Origin of the sequence: Actinokineospora guangxiensis (assembly GCF_042657845.1) — a bacterium.
Classification (GTDB): domain Bacteria; phylum Actinomycetota; class Actinomycetes; order Mycobacteriales; family Pseudonocardiaceae; genus Actinokineospora; species Actinokineospora guangxiensis.
In genome coordinates, this window is sequence record NZ_JBHSKF010000002.1 from 19,296 (window position 1) to 41,347 (window position 22,052).

Below are 22,052 nucleotides of genomic sequence, written 5' to 3' on the forward strand. Positions count from 1 at the left end.
CCAGGCCGGTTCCCTCGGGGTTGCGTGGTGGTTCTGTTTTCGGGGGCGGGGTCCGATGGGGTGGGGGTGAGGCGTGCGTTTATCCCGCCATGCGGTCCGGGGTGGACCGGGCGGAGGAGGTGTCTGCGACAATCAGCGGTCGGCATGGCGACCGGTCGGGAGTCCGGTGCTGTGAGGTCGACGATGTGCGGAGGCGTTCGAGGTGTCATTCCTGATCCGGGTCCAGCTCCCGGACTCCCCGGGCACGCTGGGTGCGGTGGCTACCGCGCTAGGGGCCATCGGGGCCGACATCCTCAGTGTTGACGTGGTGGAGCGGGTCGGTGGGACGGCCATTGACGACCTCGTGGTCGAGCTGCCTGGTGGGCGTCTGCCGGATGTGCTGATCACGGCGGCCGAGTCGGTCGAGGGTGTTGAGGTGGACGCGGTCCGGCCGTATGCGGGGGTGCTGGACACGCACCGGGAGTTGGAGCTGGTCGAGGAGGTCGCGGCTGACCCCAAGGGCGGGTTGGCGATCTTCACCCAAGGCGTCCCGAAGATCATCCGGGCGGGGTGGGCGCTGGTCATCGGGCCGTCGGGGCGGCTGGCCGCGTCGACGGCGGCGCCTGAGCTGCAGGAACTCGATCTGCCGTGGATGCCGCTCGCGCGGGCGACGGTCCTCGACGGCGAGGAGAGCTGGGTGCCGGAGACGTGGCGGGAGCTGGGCACGGAGTTGGCGGCCACGCCGGTCGGCAAGCCTGAGCGGGTGCTGCTCGTGGGGCGTCCCGGTGGGCCGATGTTCCGGGCGGCCGAGGTGGCGCGGTTGGCGCACCTGGCCGGGATCGTGTCGGTGGTTCTTCCGGACTAGGAGTCACCCTCCTTGACGGGGGGTGACGGCCGTTCCGTGCCGTCGCCGATTGTGGCCGCTTCGCGGGCCGCGTCCGGGCCGTCGGCCAGCAGGAGGGTGAAGCCGGGCTCGTCCAGGACGGGCACCTTGAGCTGCACGGCCTTGTCGTACTTCGATCCGGGCGCGTCGCCCACCACGACGAAGGCCGTCTTCTTCGACACCGAGCCCGAGGCCTTGCCGCCGCGCGCCATGATCGCTTCCTTGGCCTCGTCGCGGGAGTAGGTCGCCAGGCTGCCGGTGACCACGATCGACAGGCCCTCCAGGGTCCTGGGCACCGAGTCGTCGCGGTCCTCGGTCATGCGCACGCCTGCCGCGCGCCACTTCTCGACCACGTCGGCGTGCCAGTCGACGGCGAACCAGTCCGTGACCGCCGCCGCGATCGTCGGGCCCACACCCTCCGCACCTGCCAGGCTCTCCTGCTCGGCGTCGCGGATCGCGGTGATCGAGCCGAACTCCCTGGCCAGGGCCTGCGCCGCCGTCGGGCCGACGTGGCGGATCGACAGCGCCACCAGGACCTTCCACAGTGGACGCTGCTTGGCCACGTCCAGGTTCGCCAGGAGCTTGCGGCCGTTGGCCGACAGCTCGCCCGCCTTGGTGCGGAACAGGTCCGCCCGGATGAGCTTGTCCTCGTCCAGGTCGAACACGTCGCCCTCGTCGGCCACCGCGCCCGCGGTGAGCAGCGCCGAGGCCGCCTCGTAGCCCAGCCCCTCGATGTCGAATGCGCCCCGCCCGGCCAGGTGGAACAGCCGCTCCCGCAGCTGCGCCGGGCAGCCGCGCGCGTTCGGGCAGCGGATGTCGGCGTCGCCCTCCTTCTCGTGGCGCAGCGGCGTCGCGCAGACCGGGCACTCGGTCGGCATCACGAACTCGCGCGCGTCGTCCGGCCGCGCGTCGACCACCGGGCCCAGGACCTCGGGGATCACGTCGCCCGCCTTGCGGATGACGACGCGGTCGCCGATCAGCACGCCCTTGCGCTTGACCTCCGAGGCGTTGTGCAGCGTCGCCAGCGACACCGTCGAGCCCGCGATCTTCACCGGCTCCATCACCGCGAACGGGGTCACCCGGCCCGTCCTGCCGACGTTGACCTCGATGTTCAGCAGGGTCGTCGTCGCCTCCTCCGGCGGGTACTTGTAGGCGATCGCCCAGCGCGGGGCGCGCGAGGTGGTGCCGAGGCGGCGCTGGAGGGCTACCTGGTCGACCTTGATGACGACGCCGTCGATCTCGTAGGAGTTGTCGTGGCGGTGCTCGCCCCAGTGCTTGACGTGCTCGGCCAGGTCCTCCGGCTTGTCGAGGACCACGGTGTGCGGCGAGACGGGCAGGCCCCACGCCGTCAGCGCCCGGTAGGCCTCGGACTGCGCCACCGGCTCGAAGCCGTCGCGCTTGCCGAAGCCGTGGCAGATCAGCTTGAGGTTGCGCGAGGCCGTCACCCGCGGGTCCTTCTGCCGCAGCGAGCCCGCGGCGGTGTTGCGCGGGTTGGCGAAGGGCGGCTTGCCCGCCTCCACCAGCCGCGCGTTGAGCGCCAGGAACTCCTCGACCTCGAAGAACACCTCGCCGCGCACCTCGACCAGCGTCGGCACCGGGAACTCCTCGGTGCCGCTGAGCCGCTCGGGGACGCCGGACATCGTCCGCACGTTGAGCGTGACGTCCTCGCCGGTGCGGCCGTCGCCCCTGGTCAGCGCCCTGGTGAGGCGGCCGTCCTGGTAGAGCAGGTTCACGGCGAGGCCGTCGATCTTCAGCTCGCAGAGGTAGCGCGCATCCGCGGCCTCGCGGCGCACCCGCTCGACCCAGGCGGACAGCTCGTCGAGGTCGAAGGCGTTGTCGAGGCTGAGCATCCGCTCCAAGTGGTCGTGGGCGGCGAACTCGGTCGAGAACGTCCCCCCGACCCGCTGCGTGGGCGAGTCGGGGGTGACCAGGATCGGGTACCGCTCCTCCAGCTCGGCCAGCTCGCGCAGCAGGGCGTCGAACTCGCCGTCGGAGATCGCCGGGGAGTCCAGGACGTAGTAGCGGAACTGGTGGCCCAGCAGCTCCTCGGCGAGCACCGCGTGGCGGTCTCGCACCTGAGCCGGGACATCGGGAGATTCAGTGTTCTCACTGGTCACAGGCCCAAGACTAGCTGTGGGGACTGACGTTTTCAGCTCGGCAGACCGCGCACGAGGTCGCGCAGTTCGAGCAACCCGATCGTGTCCTCGGGCTCCTGCTCGGCCGTCTCCACCCGCCGCAGCCGCTTGCCGGCCACCCGCTCGCCGAGGGTCGCGTCGAGCGGCATGAAGGTCATCGCCTGGCGCATGTCGGGCGCCAGCTCCGACAGCAGCGGGTGGTGCACGGCGACGTCGATGACGTCCCCGTCGACCTGCGCGTGCACCCGGACATCGGCGAGGGAGACCCGGTGCTGCCCGATGTTGACCGTGACCAGCGTCGGGTCGGGCACCGGCGGCACCGAGTCGTGGAACTCCCAGATCGCGTCGTCCGGCGGCGCGGCGGCCTTCCAGGCGTCGGTGACCGGCCGCAGCTCGGGGTCCTCCTGCCCGGTGACCACGAAGGCGTAGATCGCCCGCTCCCCGCGCTCCAGCGCGAAGTGCAGATCCGGGTGCAGCTCGGCGACGAGGTCGCACAGCAGCTGCTCGACCCGTTGCGGCTCCCGGTCCCCGAGCGCGGCGGCGATCGTGGGCAGCACCTCGTGCCAGGAAGTCCAGAACCGCTCAGCGCGCTCGGTGGGGGTCACCCGGGCAACGCTATCGGCCCGCGAACCGCTCGGCCGCGCGATGGCGGACTGTCGCCACCACCCGCGCCGCTACCCGCCCGCGACCGACGGGATGATCTGGACCACCGCGCCCGCGGGCAGCGGGGTGTCCTTGCCGCCGAGACGGCGGCACTCCTCGCCGTCGACGTAGAAGTTGACGTACCGGCGCAAGTCGCCCTGCTCGTCGCGCAGCTTCCGCTCCAGACCGGGATGGCGCTCGGCGAGCACGTCGAGCACCTCCCCGAGCGTCGTGCCCGCGGGCACGTCGACCTCCACCTCCGCGCGGTCCTCGGCCTTGGGCCGCAACACCCCCGGCAGCCGGACGACGACCATCAGACCACCGCCGCCCGGATCGACAGCACATCGGGCAGGTCCTGGGCGATGAGCGCCCAGCTGTCGCCGCCGTCGCGGCTGCCGTAGACGTCGCCGGAGCGGGAGCCGAAGTACACCCCGGCCGGGTCCGCGTCGTCGGCGCACATGGCGTCGCGCAGGATCGTGGTCCAGTAAGGGTTCTTGGGCAGCCCGTTGTCGAGGGCCTCCCAGGTCTCCCCCGCGTCGCGGCTGCGGTAGACCCGGCAGAGCCCGTCGGGCGGGAAGCGGTGCCCGTCGGCCACGATCGGGAAGGTGTAGACGGTGTCCGGATCGTGCGGGTGCACCACGATCGGAAAGCCGAAGTCGCAGGGCAGGCCGTCGGCGATGGACTTCCAGGTCACGCCCGCGTCGTCGCTGCGGTAGACGCCGTGGTGGTTCTGCGCGTAGAAGCGGTCGGGGCGCGCGGGGTGCTGGGCGAGCTTGTGCACGCACTGGCCGTACTCGGGGAACTGGTCGGGCATGAAGTAGGCCTTGATGCCCTTGTTGCTGGGCGCGAAGGACTTCCCGCCGTCCTCGGTGCGGTAGACCCCGCCCGCGGACATGGCGACGGTGACGTGGTCGGGGTTGGCGGGGTGCGGGATGACGGTGTGGACGGCCTGGCCGCCGAAGCCGGGCTCCCAGGTTTCGCGGTGGGGGTGGTCCCAGAGGCCGCGGACGAGGTCGAAGGTGCGGCCTCCGTCGGTGGATTTGAAGAGGGAGGAGGGCTCGGCACCGGCGTAGACGACGTCGGGCTGGTCCTTCGGCCCGGGGGCGAGCTGCCAGACGCGGGTGAGGGCGGCTCCGGTGTCGGCGGGGAAGGCCACGGGGGCGCGGTCGGGCTCGTGCCAGGTCTTGCCGAGGTCGTCACTGGTGGCGACGCCGGGACCCCAGTGCTCGGAGGTCACCCCGGCGAGCAGACGCGGGGTGTCGCCCCGGGTGTCGATGGCGACGGCGTAGACATCGGTCATGGCGTGGTGCGGCCCCGTCACCTCCCAGCCGTTTGCGCTGGAAGAGGCCAGGAACAGCCCCTTCCGAGTACCGATCGCCACCAACACGTCCTGCGCCATCGCCCCTCCTCGCTTGTGGTGCGCGCCACGCTACGCCGCACCACCGACAGCCGCAGATGTCCTCGCCCCCCCGGCTTCCCGCTCAGGATTCGAGGACGCGGTAGTCGATTGCGCTGACGTGCACCACGGCCTCGACCAGCGCCGAAGCCGACATTCCTGAGAAACCGGCCCCGTCGCTGTGCACCAGCACCCGAAGCGACGCCTCACCCAGGACGCTCACCAGCTCTCTCATCCCGGCTTCCAACACCGACCGCATGTACTCGTACTCACCGCTCCAATCACTGACATCAGGAAAGTTCCCGATCTCGAACGGAATCGTGGTGACCACGAACGGAGGAGAGTCATCGTTTCGCTCATTGAGCAGAACCTGCGCTCTGCCGATGACCGGAAACCCTCCGTGCCAGTCATGCGCGATGGGCACCGTGATCACCACGGCATCACAATCCGCCCCGGTCTCAGGGACTGAACCGAACCGGACCTCGAGATCGGCGTACCCCGCAGCCGCTCGTTCATATTCGGCCACCTTGCTCGGCGTACCCGAGGCGATCACCATGAGAATCATATCAACCGCAATTCATTCCCGGCATGACTGTCAGACTGCTCGGCACCACTTCGGCTTCGGACCACGTAGGACCGCGTCGAAGAGATCTTCGGCCTTCGCACCCGCCTAGCGCTTGATGGCCTCGTCGACCACTGCCTCCGCTATCACCAAGAGGTCGGTCACCTGGCCTGGGCGGACTGCGGGCTCGCGCAACAGGTGCGCCGCCAGGCCGGTCATGATCGCCACGACCTCCTCAGGCTTCCCCAGCGCGGGCTCCACCAGCTCGTTCTGCCCGGATCAGAACCTCGGCCAACCGCACCAACCGGTCATCACCCCCGATCGCGGCGAGCAGGACCGAGCCGCGCGCTCCGCAGATGACAACCGGAAGGTCGAGTCGCCGGCAAACTCCCGCGCTGCGGCATCAAAAGCAGCGATGTCGGCGTCCGGCCGCTGCGGCCGGAACCATGCCGCACCAGCGACGACCGCAGATGTCCTTGTCAAGCCGGTCTCATATCCCGCTTCGCTCAGCGGCCTTCCGCCGATACTCAGCGGCCTCCACGGACGCCTGCTCACTGTCGCTTACGAACACCGCGGTGGCCGCAACCGATTCCAGCGCCGCGGCCATGTCCGTACACCAGCGCCGCCGCGCCCCATCGTCACCTCCCCCAGGTCGCAACGCACGCATCGCACGGAGATGCTGAAGCGCCGCCCGCAGTTCGTCCGGGATCGTCATGTCGCCTTCTGCCGCTGATAAGAGGAAGGAATCGGCGACCTGTCGGCCCTTGTCGCTGGGGGCGAACGACTTCCCGCCGTCCTCCGTGCGGTAGACCCCGCCCGCTGGCATGACGACGGCTTAGACATCGGTCATGGCGTGGTGCAGCCCCATCACCTCCCAGCCATCTGCACTGGAAGACTACGGAAGACAGCCTCTTCCGAGGATCGATCACCACCAAGACGTCCTGTGCCATCACGGCGTGCCGAGCAGTTCCATGATTCGCTCCCGAAGTTGATCGACGATGCGATGCACGGATTCCTTGTCAGCTCCGCGATTCACCGCCCGCTCCACATTCCACTCCATGAACATCGGCGCGAACCAGGTCAGCCGGACGAAGTCCGCATGAAGGCGCTCGCCTTCCTTTACTTCGATCGACTGCAGGAGTACGAGATAACCGGCGCCCGCCTCGGCCAAGAATCTTCCCGAACGCAATTGCCCGAGAAAGCCTTCATCGGAATCCCAGGCGAGGTCGAGCGCTTCCAACACAGCCGGGTCATCGTGAGACCTCATGGCCAGTACCCCACAATAGCGTCAGCGGGCACTTCACCGAAGATGAGCACTTCCTGGTCACGTTTCGCGTAGGCGTCAATCCTCCCCTTCCCCGGGAATCCCGATGACACGTCTTCCACCGTGCCGACCACTCGGCTGAGATCGATGGCGACCACGCCATGTCCGCCGTTGTACTTGTCGAAAGCCACACTGGGAAGCTTACTTGTCGACACCCACGGGGTCCGCTTCGCACCAGCGACGTGCGAAAGCGGGGAAACACTGTCAGCGGAGACATCACGCGCCCTGAGCCCCACCGCCGGATCCTCACCTCTCGCGAGCGAGCGCCATACGATCCCCGGCACCGCATCGTCATCAGTCGGGGTCCCACAGTTGTGGACCAAGACGCTGGAGCGGCCAGCCATGACATAGTAGGAATGGACACGATCAATCGTCAGATCGTGCACCACGCCGACCACTCGAGACTTCCAAGCTTCGACAACGCGCAGCCTTTGTCCAGAATGGGAGACGAGGTCATCGCCAGCAGCAACATCACTAATTGCGGCCCAGGACTTCTTGTTGTCCACCCAGAACGGGTGCCAGTCCGTCGCCGAGACGACCTCGGGTTTCGCCGAAGCACTCGACTTCACCATCAACGTGGTGCGGTCGGGCTCATCGCTGTGCAACCAAGTTGCCGTGACCGACTGGGAACTCGTGGTCCGACCGTGCGGGTCAGTGGCCAGTACCCTGTCGCCGACGACTACGGTCTCAATCGGCTTCGTTGAGCCATCCGCCAACAGGATTCTGGTGCCCGGCGGGAAGCTGTGGCGCTTACACGTGGCGCCTGCAGTGTCGGCGACATCGTCGAGCTTGGCCATCCCCTGGCGAACGAGATCTTCGGTACGGCGGTACACCCCGCTGAGGCGGGCGCGGGCCTTGCTGACGCGCTCCTCCCACTTCAGCGCCTTGTGCACAGCGCCGATGACCTTGCCGATGTTCGCCGCCAGCTTGAACAGCCGTCCGACCGGAATCAGCCCAGCACACGCCCAGATGTCGAAGTTCGTGAAGCAGTCCCGGATATCGCTCAACCCCGTCAGGTCACCGATGATCTCCGGAAGCTCCTCCTTCATCACCCCCCAAAAGCCCTTATCCGAGGCCGCGTCCTCCTCCAGCTGCCGCATCTCCGGCTCGGAGATGCCCGCCTCGGAAGCGGCCTGCTTCCTCGACTGCTGCTGGACGACCTGCTTCTTCTGGCGCTTCTTCTCCTTCTCCGCCGCCCGCTCCCGGCCGCCGTCCTTGCCGCAGCGCAGGATGCCTTCCATGCAGCTGAAGTTCAGCCCCGTCGGGTCCGTGAACGTCACCGGGCTGTTGTTGGCGTAGGCGTAGGCGTTCATCCGCTGCGAGTCCGCCATGTCGATCAGCGGATCGACGCTGATGAAGCGGCCGGTCACCGGGTCGTACTCGCGGGCCCCGATCGACGTCAGGCCCGTGGTGTCCTTCACCCCGTCGACCAAGCCCTTGTCGTCCGGCCAGAAGCTCGGCTGAGTGCCCCGCGGAACACCGAACGGATCGGAGTTGCGGCGCGAGACGAACATGCTGCCCGCACCACTGCCGGGAGCGATGTTGGTCGTGTCGGTGCCGTTGTGGTCGCCGAACATGTAGGTCAGGCCGGCCACCGAGGTGCGCAGGGCGACGGTTTCGCCCGCGTGCTTGTAGTAGCGCTTGCCGGTGGTCGTCGTGGCGCCTGCGAGGGCGATGACCTCGTGGCCGGGCAGGTAGAGGATCTTGCCCGTCGGCTCGCGCTTGATCAGGCGGTTGCCGTTGGCGTCGTACACATACGTCGACTCGTCGCCGTCGGCCTCCACCGCCTTGGTCAGTCTGCCCTCGGCGTTCCACTCCAGGGTCTGGGTGTCGCCGCCGATCTTGCGGGTGACGGTGTTGCCCGCGGCGTCGTAGGTGAACTCGTCGCGGGCGGTGCCGTTGGGGCCGACACGGACGACGGCGTTGACGGCGTGGGGGCGCACCGAGGCCGGGCCGGAGGTGGGGACCTCGTAGGTCTCGGTGGTGGTGCCCGCCGTGGCGTGGCTGGTCTTGGTGGTGCGGTTGCCGATCGTGTCGAAGGTGTAGTCGTGCCAGTACCTGGCCGAGCCACCGAGGGCGGCGACCGACTTGGCCGCGGCGCAGTTGCCCGAGGACGGGGTCCAGGACGACTTCATGCGCTGGAGGTGGTCGTACTCGAAGCACTGGGTGTCGGCGGGGCCGCCCACCGGGACGTCGGAGATGCGGGTGATGTTGCCCGCCGGGTCGTAGCTCAGCGACCGGTTGACGGCCTGGGCGGTGGTGGTGGCGCTGGTGTTGCGGGTGATCAGGACGTTGGTCAGCCGCCGGGTGCCCTCCTCGAAGGTGTTCTTGAGCCAGGCGCGGCGCGGGCTCACGCCCATCGCCAGCAGGAGGGTCTCGCCGAACGGGGAGTACTGGTGGTCGGAGGCGTAGGTGTTGAGGCCGTAGGTGGAGTTCGGCAGCCCGTTGGCGTCGTAGGTGTGGATCACGTTCTCGGCGGCGAGACCGCCTGCCGCGGGCATCTTCTCCGACAGCAGCTGACCGTTGACCGCCGAGAAGCTCGCCTCGAAGGAGTACGTGTCGGCCAGCAGCCCTTCCGCCGACGGGATCACCACCGACGTCTTCGTCGGCCTGCCCAGGTTGTCGTAGTTGTCCACCCGGGTCGTGTAGGCGTCCTGGCCGATGTGGCGGGTCGAGGACGTCAGCGCGCCCTTGCGGAGCGTGTCGTAGGTCCAGGACGCCAGCTTGGTCCCGGTCAGCGAGCCCTCGTACTGGCCGATCTTGCGGCCGATGGAGTCGTACTCGTAGGCCAGCGTCTTGCCGCGCGCGTCCGTGGTGGACACGAGCTGGTCTAGCGCGTCGTAGGCGTAGGTGGTGCGGCCGCGGTCCGGGTCGGTGTCGGCGATCTTGCGGCTGAGCTTGTCGTACTCGTAGGTCCACTCGTTGCCCTGGGCGTCGGTGACCTTCGACGTCTGCCCGCGCGGGGAGTAGGCGAAGCGGGTGGAGTCGTAGGTGGCCGACGGGCCGTAGACGCCGTTCGCGCTGTGCTGGTGGTACTCGCGCCGCTCGACGATCGCGCCGTTGGCGTTCTTGATGACGCCGACGGCCACGCCGCCGCTGGGCGGGGTCGTGTAGGTGTTGTCGCCGCTGTAGCGGGTCTTCGTGCGCGACACCTCGACACCCGAGGTGTACTGGACCAGCTCCAGCGGCCGGGACAGGTCGTCGTAGTCGGTGACGGTCTTGTTCGGGATCAGGCCGTCGTTGGCGACGGTGAACAGCTGCGGCGCCGGGGCGTCGAGGTTGTACATCGCGTTGTGCGTGCGCACGACGTTGCCGCGCGAGTCGTAGAAGGTGTCGGAGACCAGCCTGCCGCCGATCGCCGAGGGCGTCTGGGACTGGCGGGGCCGCAGGAACCCGTCGTAGAGGTCGTAGCTGACCGCGTAGGTCTCGTTCTCCCGCAGCGACTGCGACGTGACGACAGTGGGGCCGTCGGTGCGGTACTGGTAGGCGTATAGGGCGTTCGCGGACTTGCCGTCGGCCTTGGAGCGGCCCGGCTTCCACACCGCGGTGAGCCTGCCCAGCGGGTCGTAGGCCAGGTCGGAGCGCTCGCCGTTGATGCCGATCTCGGCGAGCACGAGGCCGCGCGCGGTGTCGCGGACGGTCGTGGTGACCCAGCCGTTCGGGCTGGTCACGCGGTAGGTGTGCGGCACACCGGTCGCGGGCTCGTAGCTGGACAGGGTTTCCCCGCCGTCGGCGTCGGTCGACTTGGTGACGCGGCCGTAGGCGTCGACCTCGGTGGTGCTGACGACCTGGTAGGTGCTGCCGCCGGTCCAGCGCTCGGACGTGGTGACGACGCCGCGGGTGGGCGCGGTGCCGTGCGCTTGGCCGTCGTAGGAGGAGCGGACGTCGGTGACGACGTCGTCCTCGGTGCCCGGCCAGGCCGAGCACGGCTTGGCGATGGTCCGCACGCGCGAGGCGTAGGACAGCATCCAGGTGGCGCTGTCGCTCAGGTAGGTCGTCTCCGAGCAGGTCTCGTCGCCGGTCACGGCGACATCGCCGGCCACGTCCTCGCGCGTGGCCAGGCCGAGGGAGTTGAAGGTGGTGGCCGTGCTGGTCCGCCGCCACTGGCCGTTCTCCTGGCGGCTGCGGGTCTCGGTCTGCTGGGTGCGGACCATGTACGCCGACTCGGCGCCGTCGTTGGCGGTCTCGATCAGCTGCGGGGTGTTGACCGTGGCCGAGACGACCTGGCCGCCGCTGTGCAGCAGCGTTTCGCGCTCGAACCCGGCCAGGCGGTCGTCGTCCTCGATGGTGCCGCCGTCGCCGTCGGTGACGTGCACGTCCCGCTTGCCGCCGTTGGGCAGGACGTCCTCGTCCATACCGCGCAGGTAGCGGACCTCGGAGATGGTCCTGGTGGAGCCGACCGCGCCCTGGATGGTCCGGACCAGGCCGTAGCCGCGCCAGAGCGACCACGTGCGCTCGGCGGCGTCGGCGTCGTCGTTCTCGTCGTAGTGCCAGGCCCCGCCGCCCGGGTACTCGTAGTTCGTGATGATCTCCTGCGGTCCGCCGGTGACCGAGTCCTCGGAGATCTCCTTGACGACGTACTTGTGGAACCAGTCCAGGACCGGTTCCTGGGCGCCCGGCGGGGTCCAGTACACCGGGTAGCACCGCATGGTGTTGGTGTGCGGGTTGGCGGGCATGCGGGTGCCGCGGACGCAGTCGCGGTCGGCGTAGACGACCTCGGTGACCGCGCCCGCGTCACCGGTCACCCGGACGATCCGGTAGCGGGTGAGCGGCAGCAGGCCCTCGGTGGCGTCGACGCGGTTGGCCATCGCCAGCCCGCCGAAGGTGATCTCGGGCAGGGCCGCGGTCCCGCCGGTGTGCCCGGTGCGGGTGACGCCCGCCAGCCACAGCGACGGCTCGGTGCCCGCGGCGCCGGGGAACTGCTGGCGCAGCGCCCAGGAGTCGACGTCGACGTGCTCGGTGCCGTCGTGGGTCTGGGTGCGGACCTTCGTCAGGCGCTTGCGGGTGAAGAACGCGGGCGAGTACCGCTGCGCGCAGTCCTCTCCGGCGGCGCAGATCCGGTCGAAGGGCACGTCCGGCCAGTGCGCGGCGTTGGCCTCGGTCAGCTGCGCGGGGGCGCAGGTGATCGCGCCCGAGGGCAGGCAGCGCTCGGCGACGTCGAACACGACGCGGGCGGGCGCGGGGGCGTGCAGGGCGTTGGAGCGCAGGCCGTACTCGATGCGGTTGATGCGGCCCGCCGCGACGTACGGGGTGTCGGTGCCCTGCTGGCCGGCGCGCTTGTAGTGGTTGATCTCGGTGTCGTAGTAGAAGGCCATGGCGTTGCCGTGGCGGTCGACGACGAGGTCGACGTTCCAGCGGTAGGCCTGGGTGCACACCGAGTTCGCGTAGGCGCTCTGGTGGCAGGGTTCGCCCGCGTTGTTGCCGAAGACCGGCATGGTGAAGACCGACTTGGTCACCGGCTTGCCCGAGGTCCAGCCGGGCAGCTGGTTGAGCCCCAGGAAGTACTGGGTGCCGTCGATCGTGGTGACCTTCCAGTGCTCGCCGTTGTCGTCGCCGTTGACCGCGCCGGTGAGCTTCTCGATGCGCGAGCCGTCGTCCTTCTCCGGGCGGAACTTGCCGGTGGCGGTGTCCTTGACGAACTTGCCGGACAGCCCGCCGAGGGAGACGGTCAGCTCCTCGTCCGGCAGGTCCTTCCAGCACAGGTCGCCGACCTGCGTGCCGCCCTGGTTGCCGGGGTCGTCGGAGCACGCGGTGTAGCCGCGCTCGATGAACCCGCCCGCGGACAGGTCCCAGCCGTCGCCCACCCAGGAGGCCTGGTTGTTGGTCGCCGAGGTGCGCCCGTCGAGGGAGCCGGAGGAGTAGGCCAGCGCCAGCTGCGGCGCGGGCCCGGCGGGGGCGGTCGGCATGGTCATCGGGATGGAGTAGGTGAAGTCACCGCTGGAGGTCCCCGCCGACCACGACCCGGACGGCGCGAGGTCGGTCGCGGAGTAGTCGCCCCCGGACCCCGACCCGCCCGCCGAGGCGACGACGACCGTCCCGGTGCTCCGCTGCCGGGTCGGCCCGGCGGTCAGCGGGACCGCCGCGGTGAGCCGCTTGTCACGGGCGTTGTTGGCCGACTTCAGCGGCGTGCCCTGCCTGCACTCCGGCTTCTCCGGAGTGCTCAGCAGACACGCCGGGTACTGGGTGAAGGTCAGTCTGGAGCCGTAGTCGCCGCCATAGGCGCCCGCGAACCCCTTGTAGTCCAGGTCGACCGTGACCGACCCGCCCGCGGCCCCGGACACCTTCATCACGACCCCGTCGACCCGGGCCTTGCGCGCGACCTCCCGCCCGAACGTCTCGACGGTCACCTTCGCCGCCGCCCGCGAGATCCGCACGGGCGCGCCGGAGGTCGCCTGAGCGCCCCCGGACACCAGCTCCGCCTTGCCCGCGGCGGGCCAGGCGACCGTGGACGGCACGTGGTTGGGCAGCTCCGCCCGCGGCGGCACCTTGACCGCGAGCGCCTTGCCGGGGACCGAGCGCTCCTTGCTCACCCCCGGACCGGCGTCGCGGGCCTCGGCGGGGACGGGGGCGGCGACGGCGGTGACCGTCGTGGCGGCCACGGCCATCACCGCCACGACAGCGGCTGACTTGAGCAGGGTGTAGCGCATTGTTCTCCCCAGGGAACGAGATCTGTCCGAAGCCGGTCGCGGGACGGTCACAGCACGGGCAGCTGGCTGAAGCACACCGGGTTGTGGTCGCAGGACCGCGGGAGCACCCCGCTGAACACCCGGACGTCGCGGATGGCGCCGGACCAGTTGTGCGCGGCCAGTCCCATCCAGGTGATCCTGCCGATGAGGAGCTGGTCGCCGAGGTCGGGCATCTGCAGGTCCGCGCCCGCGTACCAGTGGTAGGGCGTCGTCCCCGACGCGGGTTCGACGGTGGTGCCGTCAACCGGCACCGTGGTCTGCTCGACGCCGTTGACGAAGAAGAGCACCTTCTCCCGGACGGCGTCGTAGGACACCGCGAGGTGCACCCACCCGTCGCTGTTCGCGCCGTAGGTCGAGGCCTCGTTGTCGCTGAGGATCCAGTTCGGGTCGGGAACGGCGCCGCCCGAGCCCTCGACGAGCACGCCCCAGCGCTGCCACTCGGGCCGGTACCCCACCGTGAGGGCCGAGAACCGGCCGGAACCGCCCAGTGAGAACACCTTGCGCGCGATCGGCCCGTAGTCGGTGGGACGGGCCCACGCGGCGATGGTGAACGACCGGTCGGCGCGGAACTCCTCAGGCAGCGGCGCGTGCACGTCGCTGCCGAGGTTCCACAGCTTGTGCACGTCCGCGGCGGCCAGGGCGCGGTCGTAGACCTTGACCTCGTCCAGCGCGCCGGGCAGGAACTCGCCCTGGCCGCTGCCCGCCTTGAGGCGGCCCAGCACGAACGGGCCGGTCGACGCCCACGGAGCCGCGACAGCGACGTCGTGGTCCAGTTCGCCGTCGACGTGCAAGCGGGCGCGGCCTGTCGCCGCGTCGTACACGGCGACGAGGTGTGTCCAGTAGCCGACCTTGCCCGGCAGCGTGGACACCGCCTGGGTCAACCCGGGGTTGGTCTGGTCGGCACTGGTCACCGCGAACACCCAGCGGCTGAGCGTGCCGGAATGGCGGAGGATGAACGGACTCGTCTGGTTGCCGTCCTGCGAGGCGACGGTGAAGGAGGCGTTGGCCCGGTCGAGCTTGACCCACGCGGAGATGGTGAAGCTCGACGCGGTGTTCACCAGCTGGCCGGTCGTCTGCAGGCGCTGGTCGGTCCCGTTGAGCTGCACACCGTGGGTGCCGACCCAGGGTGCGCCGTAGGTCGCCGTCGTCGTCGTGGTGGCGTTGCGGTGCTGGAGGGTCCGACCGTTGCCGGACGCGTCGGTCAGCGCATTGTCGAAGGACCACTGGGCCAATGGAGCCCCACCGGAGACCACGCCCGTCCCTTCCATGTGGTGCCCGGCGAAGAGGCCCGCCTGGTGCCCGCCCGCGCTGCCCCACTGCACGCCCGTGCCGTACACCGACGCGGCAGGCCCGCCCACCTGGTCGGCCCCGTCGACGTCGAGCAGGTAGCGGGCGCGTTCGACGGGGGTGTTCACCAGGTCCGCCACCGCGCTCGGGCTCAGGACGCCGTTGTAGACCGCGACCTCGTCGATGTCGCCGCTCAGGTGCCCGGAGCCGGTTCCGCGCGCCCGGTAGTTGCCGATGGCGAAGCCGCCGGTCGCGGTGAACATCGGCGTGGCCTGCGTGCGCTCGGCTTCCAGCACGCCGTTGACATAAAGGCGGATCTTGTCGGTGGTGGCGTCGTGGACGGCGGTGATGTGGGTCCACTCGCCGATCTTCGGGGAGGTGGTGCCGATGGCCCACTGGTAGGTGCCCGCGTCGGTGTCCTGGTCGGCCAGGCCGAAGATCCAGCGGTCGACGTCGGAGGCGTAGCGGACGAGGAAGCCCGCCATCCGGTCGCCGTCCTGGCTGACCACCGCGTAGTGGCGGTCCTTGTCCCTGAGCTTGACCCACGCGCCGACCGAGAAGTCCTGGTCGGTCCTGATCACCGGCATGGAGGTCTTCGGGCGCAGGCCGACGTTGCGGTCGAGGTCGATGGACTTGCCGTCGTAGCCGGTGCCGTAGTTCGTGGTCGAGGCCCAGGACAGGTCGTAGTTGCTGCCGGAGTTGAGCAGGTCGTTCTCCAGCAGGTACTCCGCGGTCGGGGCGTGGGAGCCGGTGCCCGCGTGCAGCGCCGCGATCTGGGTGGTGTCCAGGGCGCTGTCGTGCAGGCGGATGGTGTCCAGCGCGCCGGTGAAGTAGTCGGCGGGCTGGGTCTGGGTCTTGCCCCCGCCGATGAACAGCGGCCCGGTGGCGTTCCACAGGCTTCCCGGGACGGTGCCCTGCCCGGCGACGGCGCCGTTGACGTGCAGGCGCAGGGCGTTGCCCGCGGCCGGGTCGTAGACGACGGCCAAGTGGGTCCAGGCGTCCAGGGTCGCCGGCGCGGTCACCTTCGTGATGACGGACCCGCCGTCGCCGCCCGTCGCCACGACCGCCCACGCGGCGTCGGCGTGGCTGTAGCGCAGGTCCACCGCCGTGCCCACGGTGCCGGTGAGCGCGAGTGCGACGTGGTCTTGGGTGTCGGAGGTGAGCTTGGCCCACGCGGAGAGGGTGAACGCGCGGTCGGTGCGCACGAGGGCGCCGGAGGTCTGGTAGTGCATCCCCGCGTCGGGGGCGAAGTGGGCGCCCGCGCCTTCGTCGTTCGCGCCGGGGCCGTAGCTGCCCTCGGGCGGCAGGCCGGTGAAGCCGAGGGTCTTGATGCCGCTGGTGTCGGCGAGGCTGTCGGCGAACGACCAGTGCGCGACCTTGCCCGAGACCCCGACCTGGTAGTCGGCGACGGTGAGGGGGTAGTTGACCGCCGCGGAGGTGTTGCCCGCCCGGTCTACGGCCTTGACGGTCAGCACCTGCGGACCGGACTTCTGCGCGACCCAGGAGATCGTCGCGGGCGCGTTGAGCTGCGACGGGTTCGCCTTGGCGACGGGCTCGCCGCCGGTGTCGGTGAAGCCGTAGAGGTAGTAGTCGATGTCCTGGTGCGGGTCGGTCGCGGGCGGGGAGAGGGTGAACGTCCCGGGGACGCCGACGCCGCCGCCGGGGTGGCCTGCCGGGTAGCTGGCGGAGGTGATCGTCGGCGTGCCGGGGGTGACGGTGTCGATGTGCATCTCGCAGTTGCCGCTCCACGTGGAGACGTCGCCGTCGTTGGCCCACACGCGCCAGGTGTGCACGCCGTCGGCGCTGATCCGCCCGGCGGGCAGGGTCACCTCGGCGAACTGCCCGGACGGGGTCGACGAGTCCGTGGTGTCGGTCGAGGCGCCGGTGTTGTTGTGCGGGCCGACGAAGACGCGGAAGCCCGCCGACAGGGTGGCGCCGTCGGGGTCGGAGACGCGGGCGCGCAGCTTGGGGGTGCGGGTGCCGACGAAGGCCCGGCCCGCGCCGGTCGTGCACGGGAAGGTCTTGGTGGCGGCGGTGATGCCCAGCTCGGTGGGCGCGTTGGGCCGGGAGTTGTAGGTGACCACGAGGAACGGGTTCAGGTCGAAGCGCCGCCAGGAGCTGTCGCCGGACTCGCTCTGCCCCTTGAGCATGAACGTGGTCACGGCCCAGCCGCCCGCGGCGGCGTCGACCACGGCGGCGGTGGCGTTCAGGTCCATTCCGGACCCGGTGCCCGTGGCAGGGCAGTAGGTCGGGTTGTTGGTCACGTTGCCCGTGCTCAGCCGCGTGCCCCACCCGGAGCCCTGCTGCCAGTTCTGCTGGGTGGCCCAGGTGAAGTCGGAGTTGATCGAGTTGCTGCGCCACAGCTCGGTGGGGGTGGCGTCCCCGCAGCGCGCCGACTTGATCACCTCGACGTGCAGGTCCGCCGAGTGGATGATCTTCCCGGCGAGGCTGCCGGTCTTCATGCCCAGGTAGGTCCGCGAGACCGAGCACGGGCTGTCGTTGCAGGTGTAGCCGGCCTTCAGGTCGCTCAGGGCGCCGTCGGTGCGGTTGTAGTTGCGCGCGGTGGGCCACGCCGACTGGACGACCGCGTGGTGGGCCTTGCCGCAGTTCGGGCTGGTGCAGGTGTAGCTGGGGTCGAGGTAGACCGGGTAGACGGTGTCGGGGTCGGCGAGGAAGTCGGTGTCCGGGCGGATGGTCACCGCGGTCGGCGACACGGTGGCGTCCATGGCCGCGGTGTTGGCCCCGTCGGCGGAGCCGGTGAGCCGCTCGGCCCTCGTCGCCTCGCCTGCCGAGTCCCACATCCGCGTGGCGTCGCCGATGAACACCGGCTCGCCGTCGGCGCCCTCGACCGCCAGCGCGTCGCCGGGCTCCTGCTCGGCGGGCGCGGTGTCGCTGTCGCGGCCCGCGCCGTTGCCCTCGTCGGCGCGGACCTCGGCGTTCTCGGTGTGCGTGCCGAAGGCGACCGAGCGCAGCTCGGCGTTGCGCCCGGCTTCCCGGTTCTTGACGACCAGGACCTGGGAGAACCCGGTGACCTCGGCGGTCACCGCGAGGTCGACGCCGGGCATCACCTCCGGGTACGTCGCGGTCGGGCCGTCCAGGATCGGCCGGGGCAGCGCCTCGGGCCACACCAGGCCGACCTCGGCGCCGTCCTGCTCCGCCGCGACCAGCGGCGCGCCCTCGCCCCCGGGGGAGATCGCGATGTCCACCGCCGCCGCGCGCGGCCCGATGCCGCCGTCGGGCCGCTGGACCAGGGTGGTGTCGACCGGGACCCAGTCGTCGCCGCGCTCGACCCGGACGGGGAGCACGTGCTGGGTCATGGTGAAGGTGCCGTCCGGGTTGGCGAGGACCTCGGTGGACCCGTCGGTCAGCGCGTCCACCCGCACGGCCTTGCCCGTCTGCCGCGCGATCACCGTCGCCGTGGCCTCGGTCGGCGCCGAGTCCGGGTAGGCCACCGGGGCCGCCACGGCCGTCGGCGGGACCACGACAGGTCCCATCAGCACGGCGATGCCCAGCGCGAGCACCCTTGCAGAGCGCGCACAGCGGCGCGCGGCCATCGGCCTCATTCGGTCCAACCCCCAGGAAGGACGCGCGGACCGTCGCTCGGCCCGTCACGAGAAAGCGGACAGAACTCTCACTGACGGCCGAAAAGCAAGCAAGAAGCCAAATAGGCGAATGCACTCACAGTAGCAGCACGATTGCTACAAGTAGGCAGATTGTCTACAATCGGTGAGGAACCAGCCCGAGGTCATCACTCTTCGCACCCTGAGGTGATATCCGGGTGAGCTGCGCCATAAACGAGCAACTCGCCCAACCGGGTTAGTTAAGAGTTTACCCGCCACAATGCGTCCCGGTTGAGAAGTGCGATGACATCGGTGCCGATTTCCTTCGGGCACGCCGTGGCGCAGTCGCCGACCTGGGTGCAGCCGCCGAAGCCCAGCTCGTCCTGCGTGGTCAGCATGTCCAGCGCCCGGGAGGCGCGCTCCGGCTGCCCCGGCGGCACCTCCGCCAAGTGGGCCGCCTTGGCCGCGGTGAACAGCATCGCCGAGCCGTTCGGGCAGGCCGCCGCGCAGGCGCCGCAGCCGATGCAGGACGCCGCCGCGAAGGCGCGGTCGGCCGAGGGCTTGTCGACCAGCGTGGCGTGGGCGTCCGGGGCGGCCCCCGGCCGGACGCCGACGTGGCCGCCGGACTCGATGATGCGGTCGAGGGCCGAGCGGTCCACCACCAGGTCGCGGATGACCGGGAAAGGGCGGGCGCGCCAGGGTTCGACGGTGATGGGGCGGCGGGGGTCGAACTCGCGCATGTGGAGCTGGCAGGTCGTGGTGGCGGCCCGGGGGCCGTGGGCGGCGCCGTTGATCATCAGTCCGCACATGCCGCAGATGCCCTCGCGGCAGTCGTGGTCGAAGGCGACCGGGTCCTCGCCGTCGGTCAGGAGGCGTTCGTTGAGGACGTCGAGCATCTCCAGGAAGGACATGTCCGGGGTGATGTCGTCCACCTCGTACTCGACCAGCCCGCCGCGGTCACCCGCATCGCGCTGGCGCCAGACGCGGACGGTGAACTTCACCGGTAGCTCCTCTCGGTCGGGTGCACCGCGGTGAATTCCAGGGGTTCGCGGTGCAGGATCGGGGTGTCGGCGTGCTCCCAGGCCGCGGCGTAGGCGAAGCGGGCGTCGTCGCGGCGGGCCTCGCCGTCGGGGGTCTGGCTCTCGGCGCGGAAGTGGCCGCCGCAGGATTCGGTGCGGTGCAGGGCGTCCAGGCACATCAGCTCGGCCAGTTCCAGGAAGTCCGCGACGCGCCCGGCGTGCTCCAGGGTCTGGTTGAGGGCCGTGCCGGAACCGACGACGCGCAGCCGCCGCCAGAACTCCGCGCGCAGGTCGGGGATGCGCTTCAACGCCTCCGCCAGGCCCTCGGCCGAGCGCTCCATGCCGCAGTGCTCCCACATCAGCCTGCCCAGCTCGCGGTGGAAGGACTCCGGCGTGCGGTCGCCGCGCACGGCCAGCAGCGCCGCGATCGTGGCGCGGACGCCGTCCTCGGCCTCCTCGGCGTCGACGGCCTCGTCGAACGGGCCGTCGGCCAGGTAGTCGCCGATGACCGCGGGCAGGACGAAGTAGCCGTCGGCCAGGCCCTGCATGAGCGCCGACGCGCCCAGCCGGTTGGCCCCGTGGTCGGAGAAGTTGGCCTCGCCGATGACGAACAGCCCGGGGATGGTCGCGCGCAGGTCGTAGTCCACCCACAGCCCGCCCATCGTGTAGTGCACGGCCGGATAGATGCGCATGGGCACCTCGTACGGGTCATCGGCGGTGATGCGCTGGTACATCTCGAACAGGTTCCCGTAGCGCTCGGCGACCACCTCCTTGCCCAGTCGGCCGATCGCGTCGGCGAAGTCCAGGTACACGCCCCGACCGACCCCGTACCCGGCGTCGCAGACGGCTTTCGTCGCCCGCGCGGCGATGTCGCGCGGCACGAGGTTGCCGAAGCGCGGGTAGCGGCGCTCCAGGAAGTAGTCGCGCTCGGACTCCGGGATCTGCCCCGGCGCACGGGAGTCGCCCTGCTTGGCCGGGACCCACACCCGGCCGTCGTTGCGCAGCGACTCGCTCATCAGCGTCAGCTTGGACTGGTGGTCGCCGCCGACCGGGATGCACGTCGGGTGGATCTGGGTGAAGCACGGGTTGGCGAACCACGCGCCGCGCTTGTGGGCGCGCCAGATCGCGGTGGTGTTGCAGCCCTTGGCGTTGGTGGACAGGTGGAAGACGTTGCCGTAGCCGCCGGTCGCCAGGACCACCGCGTCGGCGGTGTGCGTGGAGATCTCACCGGAGACCAAGTCGCGGACGACGACTCCGCGGGCGCGTCCGGCGGAGACGACGAGATCGAGCATCTCGGTGCGCGGGTGGCTGAGCACCCGTCCCGCGTGGATCTGGCGTGCAAGCGCTTGATACGCGCCCAGAAGCAGCTGCTGACCGGTCTGCCCGCGCGCGTAGAAGGTCCGGGACACCTGCGCGCCACCGAAGGAGCGGGTGTCGAGCAGGCCGCCGTACTCGCGGGCGAACGGCACACCCTGGGCGACGCAGTGGTCGATGATCGCGCCGCTGACCTCGGCCAGCCGGTGCACGTTGGACTCGCGGGCGCGGAAGTCGCCGCCCTTGATGGTGTCGTGGAAGAGCCGGGCGACGCTGTCGCCGTCGCCGGCGTAGTTCTTGGCGGCGTTGATGCCGCCCTGCGCGGCGACGCTGTGCGCGCGGCGCGGGCTGTCCTGGTAGCAGAAGGACAGCACGGTGTAGCCCAGCTCGGCCAGCGTCGCCGCCGCCGAGGCGCCCGCCAGGCCGGTGCCGACGACGATGACCCGCATCCGCCGCCGGTTCGCCGGGCTGACCAGCCGCGCGGAGAGCCTGCGGCGCTCCCAGCGTGTCTCCAGCGGACCGTCGGGGGCCCGGGTGTCGCGCAGCGGGGAACCCTCGTCGTAGTTCATTCGATGACCCCCACCAGGACGGCGAACGGCACGGACAGGAAGCCGACGGTGACCGCGACCGCGACCGCCAGCGCGAGCGGCTGGGCCGAGACCCGCAGGCCGAGGCTGCGCAGCGCGCTCCACATGCCGTGGCGGATGTGCAGGCCCAGCGCGATGACGGCCAGCGCGTAGAACGCGGTGACCGGCCAGCGGGTGAACCCGGCGACGGCGTTGGCGTGGATCTCGCCGGGCACGCCGTGCGGGTTGAGCACGCCGAAGGTCAGGTCCAGCAGGTGGTAGACGACGAACAGCGCGATGATCACCCCGCCCCACCGCATGGTGCGCGCCGCGTAGGACTTGGGCCGCACCGCGTAGGCGACCGGCCGCGCCCGGCGTGCCTGCCTCGTCAGCGACACGGCGGCGGCGATGTGGGCGACGACGGCGGCGAGCAGCACGATCCGCGCCAGCCACAGGAACCCGCCGTGGCCCAGGACCGGGGCGAGGAACTCGCGCAGGAACCGGCCGTAGCCGTCGAAGGACTCCGCCCCCGCGAACGCCTTGAGGTTGCCGAGCATGTGCGCGACGACGTAGGCGAGCAGGACGAGGCCGGTGACGGCCATCACCGCCTTGCGGCCCGCCGAGGTCCGAACCCGCTGGCGCACCAGGGTTTCCGTGGGCATGCCGCCACGGTAGGCACGCGCGCCAACAGGCGTCCAA

Annotated in this window: 13 protein-coding genes; 1 reads left to right on the plus strand and 12 read right to left on the minus strand. The window is 70.4% G+C overall.

Annotated elements, in window-relative coordinates:
- The first annotated feature begins 202 nt into the window (after nt 1-202).
- Nucleotides 203-844, plus strand: coding sequence for an ACT domain-containing protein (locus ACFPM7_RS03970; protein ID WP_378243913.1), 642 nt, complete (start codon nt 203-205; stop codon nt 842-844).
- Here ACFPM7_RS03970 and ligA read toward each other — a convergent pair.
- The 12 genes from ligA to ACFPM7_RS04030 form a co-directional block, all read right to left on the minus strand.
- Nucleotides 841-2,979 carry an NAD-dependent DNA ligase LigA gene (gene ligA, locus ACFPM7_RS03975; RefSeq protein WP_378243915.1) on the minus strand — a complete coding sequence of 713 codons (2,139 nt, stop codon included), beginning with the start codon at nt 2,977-2,979 and terminating at the stop codon, nt 841-843. The two genes, ACFPM7_RS03970 and ligA, sit on opposite strands and share 4 nt — an antisense overlap.
- Before the next feature lie 32 nt (nt 2,980-3,011).
- Nucleotides 3,012-3,602: a hypothetical protein gene (locus ACFPM7_RS03980; protein WP_378243917.1), complete on the minus strand. Its 591-nt coding sequence runs from the start codon at nt 3,600-3,602 to the stop codon at nt 3,012-3,014.
- A gap of 69 nt (nt 3,603-3,671) precedes the next feature.
- A complete protein-coding gene (locus ACFPM7_RS03985) occupies nt 3,672-3,953 on the minus strand; it encodes a ubiquitin-like small modifier protein 1 (RefSeq protein ID WP_378243919.1) in 282 nt (93 codons plus the stop codon).
- Entirely contained in the window at nt 3,953-5,038 is a 1,086-nt protein-coding gene (locus ACFPM7_RS03990; protein ID WP_378243921.1) for a WD40/YVTN/BNR-like repeat-containing protein, read from the minus strand. Before ACFPM7_RS03990 ends, ACFPM7_RS03985 begins: the two co-directional genes overlap by 1 nt.
- 82 nt (nt 5,039-5,120) lie before the next feature.
- Nucleotides 5,121-5,588, minus strand: a complete 468-nt coding sequence (locus ACFPM7_RS03995; protein ID WP_378243923.1) for a hypothetical protein — start codon at nt 5,586-5,588, stop codon at nt 5,121-5,123.
- A 117-nt stretch (nt 5,589-5,705) separates the two neighbouring features.
- Entirely contained in the window at nt 5,706-5,858 is a 153-nt protein-coding gene (locus ACFPM7_RS04000; RefSeq protein WP_378243925.1) for a hypothetical protein, read from the minus strand.
- A 688-nt stretch (nt 5,859-6,546) separates the two neighbouring features.
- Complete coding sequence (locus ACFPM7_RS04005) at nt 6,547-6,840, minus strand: hypothetical protein (protein WP_378243927.1); 294 nt, start codon at nt 6,838-6,840, stop codon at nt 6,547-6,549.
- Nucleotides 6,841-6,860: 20 nt separating this feature from the next.
- Complete coding sequence (locus tag ACFPM7_RS04010; RefSeq protein ID WP_378243929.1) at nt 6,861-13,568, minus strand: RHS repeat-associated core domain-containing protein; 6,708 nt, start codon at nt 13,566-13,568, stop codon at nt 6,861-6,863.
- 47 nt (nt 13,569-13,615) lie between these two features.
- Nucleotides 13,616-18,415, minus strand: a complete 4,800-nt coding sequence (locus ACFPM7_RS04015) for a LamG domain-containing protein (RefSeq protein ID WP_378243931.1) — start codon at nt 18,413-18,415, stop codon at nt 13,616-13,618.
- A gap of 299 nt (nt 18,416-18,714) precedes the next feature.
- Nucleotides 18,715-19,455 carry a succinate dehydrogenase/fumarate reductase iron-sulfur subunit gene (locus tag ACFPM7_RS04020; protein ID WP_378243933.1) on the minus strand — a complete coding sequence of 247 codons (741 nt, stop codon included), beginning with the start codon at nt 19,453-19,455 and terminating at the stop codon, nt 18,715-18,717.
- Complete coding sequence (locus ACFPM7_RS04025) at nt 19,452-21,356, minus strand: fumarate reductase/succinate dehydrogenase flavoprotein subunit (protein ID WP_378243935.1); 1,905 nt, start codon at nt 21,354-21,356, stop codon at nt 19,452-19,454. The genes ACFPM7_RS04020 and ACFPM7_RS04025 overlap by 4 nt, the downstream gene beginning before the upstream one ends.
- Complete coding sequence (locus ACFPM7_RS04030) at nt 21,353-22,015, minus strand: succinate dehydrogenase cytochrome b subunit (RefSeq protein WP_378243937.1); 663 nt, start codon at nt 22,013-22,015, stop codon at nt 21,353-21,355. The genes ACFPM7_RS04025 and ACFPM7_RS04030 overlap by 4 nt, the downstream gene beginning before the upstream one ends.
- Nucleotides 22,016-22,052: the final 37 nt, after the last annotated feature.